The organism is Streptomyces sp. WAC05292, assembly GCF_003949955.1.
Lineage (GTDB): Bacteria > Actinomycetota > Actinomycetes > Streptomycetales > Streptomycetaceae > Streptomyces > Streptomyces globosus.
In genome coordinates this window covers 1-2,821 of sequence record NZ_RPSE01000580.1, presented here as the reverse complement: position 1 = coordinate 2,821, position 2,821 = coordinate 1, and the positions used below count along the sequence as shown (strand labels likewise).

2 protein-coding genes are annotated in these 2,821 nt (G+C 73.0%); both read right to left on the bottom strand.

The window, feature by feature from the left end; all coding sequences use genetic code 11:
- Window positions 1-78: 78 nt before the first annotated feature.
- Entirely contained in the window at window positions 79-1,431 is a 1,353-nt protein-coding gene (locus EF903_RS31240; RefSeq protein WP_125548342.1) for an ABC transporter permease subunit, read from the bottom strand.
- Window positions 1,432-1,439: 8 nt separating this feature from the next.
- The gene (locus EF903_RS31235; protein WP_125548341.1) at window positions 1,440-2,774 is read right to left on the bottom strand and encodes an ABC transporter substrate-binding protein; all 1,335 of its coding nucleotides are present in this window, start codon (window positions 2,772-2,774) and stop codon (window positions 1,440-1,442) included.
- Between the last annotated feature and the right edge of the window lie 47 nt (window positions 2,775-2,821).

Here is a 2,821-nt window from a genome sequence, read left to right as displayed (position 1 = left end):
GCCCGGAGGGGGCCGGCCCGGGGCGGGCGGCCGCCGCCTCCGGCGGGGAGGGGCGGCGCTCGATGGTGTCGTGGCTGGTCATGTTCCACTCCTTCGGAACCGCCGGATGTTGAAGACCATTGCGGGGACGACCAGCAGGAGGAGGACGATGCTGAGGGCGCTGCCGAGGCCCTGGTCGTTGCCGCCGCCGAAGGAGACCAGCCACATGCGGGTGGCCAGGACGTTCGCCTCCTCCTGTACGGGGCCGGGGGCGATGATGTAGACGAGGTCGAAGACCTTCATCACGTTGATCACGAGGGTGACGAAGACGACGGTGAGGACGGGCGCGAGCAGCGGCACGGTGATCTTGCGGAAGATCTGGCCCTCGCTGGCGCCGTCCATCCGTGCGGCTTCCAGGGCGTCGCGGGGGATGGCGGCGAGTCCGGCGCCGATGAGGACCATCGCGAAGCCGGTCCACACCCACAGGTAGGCGCCGATGACGGCCGGGGTGATCAGGGCCGGGCCCAGCCAGTCCACGCCCTGGTAGGGGGCGGCGAAGTTGGCCGCGGGCAGGCGGACGGTGTAGTCGCCGGGGGCGAGTCCGGCCAGGCGGAACGTGCCGTCGGGGGCGGCGGTGGCGGTCGCCGCGACCTCGCCCTCGCGTACGGCCTCGACCTTCATCCCCGGCAGGCCCTTCTCGCCGGGGTCGACCGTGCCGGGGGTGCCGGCGCCGCCGGGTGCGAAGTCCAGGTAGACGGTGCCGGTGATCGCGTCCGCGTCCGAGCCGCCCGCGGTGTCCGCGGGTGCGGGGGCGGGCTTCGCGGCCGCGGGCAGGGCGTCCGGGCCGACTCCGACGAGTCCGAGGCCGACGGAGCCGCCGGGGCGGACCGTCCGCTCGGTGCTGTACGGGCCGCCGGGCGCGCCGGCCAGGCCGTGGCCCTCGCGGGCGCGGGCCGTGGGGTAGGCGGCGGTGTCCTCGAAGGTGTCGTGGATGCCGACGGCGACGGCGTTGAGGACGCCCCGGTCGGGGTTCTGCTCGTAGGCGAGGCGGAAGATGATCCCGGCGGCGAGGAAGGACACGGCCATCGGCAGGAAGAGCACCAGTTTGAAGGCGGTCGCCCAGCGCACCTTCTCGGTGAGGACCGCGAGGACCAGGCCGAGGCCGGTGAGCAGGGTGGGGGCGACGACGACCCAGATGGTGCTGTTGCGGATGGCCTTGAGGGTGGCGGGGTCCTGGAGGATCGCCGCGTAGTTCCCGGCCCCGACGAACCGGTCGCCGCTGGCGTCGAAGAGGCTGCGGCCGAAGGAGAAGAAGACGGGGTAGACGACGAGCGCGCCGAGCAGGAGCAGCGCCGGCAGGACGAAGGCGACGGCGAGGCGGCGCTTCCTCGCCAGGGCCCGGCGCCGCGGGTCGGCCGCGGCGCGGGCGGGGGCGGTGGCGGTGGGAGCCATGGAGGGCCTCAGTTCCCGTAGGCCTTGGCGGCTTCGGCCTCCAGCTTGGCGGCCGTGCCCTGCGGGTCCGACGGGTCGCGCAGGAAGTCCTGGAGGATCTTCCATTCGCCGGCGCCCTTGGTGCCGCCGAAGGCGGCCGGCGCCTGGTCGGACATGTCGAACCGGACGGAGTCGCCGGCCTCGACGAGGGAGCGGGCGGTGCTGCGGGTGGTGTCGTCGGCGTAGGCGGCCGGGTCGACCTTGCCGTTCGGGGAGAGGAAGCCGCCGGCGCCGGCCCAGATCGCGGCCGCCTCGGGGCCGGCGAGGAACTCGAGGAGTTCCATGCCGGCCTTGGGGTTCTTGCCCTGCTTGAGGACGACGGCGGCGTCGCCGCCGCTGACGACGGGGGCCTTGCCGCCGTCGACGGCCGGGAACGGGAAGAACTTGGCGTCCTTGCCGGGCGTCTTGCCGAACTGGTCCTTGGCGACGCCGCCGACGAAGTCGCCCTCGTAGACCATGCCGGCCTTGGGCTGGGGGCCGAAGACGTGCTCGACGGAGGTGGGGAAGTCGGTCTGGAGGGCGGTCTGGGCGCCTCCGGCGACGAGCTGCTTGTCCTTGAACAGCTCGCCGAGGGTGGTCAGGGCGCGTACGACGCTGTCGTCGGTCCACTTGATCCGGTGCTGGGCGAGCTGGTCGTACTTCTCGGGGCCGGCCTGGGAGAGGTAGATGTTCTCGAACCAGTCGGTGAGGGTCCAGCCGTCCTCGCCGGCTATGGCGAAGGCCGGGCGGCCGGAGTCGGCGAGGGTGCGGCCGGTCTTCAGCAGGTCGGCGTAGCTCTTGGGCTCGGTGACGCCGGCCTGGGTGAAGGCGTCGGGGGCGTACCAGACGGTGGACTTGTGCGCGGCCTTGAAGTACAGGCCGTAGTAGGTGCCGTCGACGGTGCCGTAGGTGCGCCAGACGGGGGCGAGGGTGTCGCCGGCGGTCTTCGCGGCCTCGTCGGAGAGGGGCTGGAGCCAGCCCTCCTTGGCGAACTGCTTCAGGACGCCCACCTGCGGGACCATCACGACGTCCGGCGCGTTGCCGCCCTCGATCTTGCTGCCGACGAAGGTGGAGACGTTGTCCCCGGAGGGGACGAAGACGGTCTTGGCGCCGGTCTTGGCGGTGAAGGCGTCCAGGACCTTCTTGAAGTTCTTCTGCTCGCTGCCGGTCCAGACGCCGGCGACGGTGACGGTCTGGCCGCTGAGCTCGCCGCCGCTCGCAGGGCCGGTGGTGCCGCCGCCGCAGGCGGTGGCGGTGAGGGCGAGGACGAGGGCGGTCGCGGCGGTGAGCGCGGTGCGCCGGGCGGTCTTGGCGGGTCGTCGCATGACGGGGTCCCTTTCGAGGAGGCCGGGCTGAGGACGGTGGGGACGGC

Excerpts from the sequence above, each read along its gene's own strand:
- EF903_RS31240 (WP_125548342.1), bottom strand. The coding sequence starts at position 1,431 with ATGGCTCCCACCGCCACCGCCCCCGCCCGCGCCGCGGCCGACCCGCGG.
- EF903_RS31235 (WP_125548341.1), bottom strand. The coding sequence starts at position 2,774 with ATGCGACGACCCGCCAAGACCGCCCGGCGCACCGCGCTCACCGCCGCG.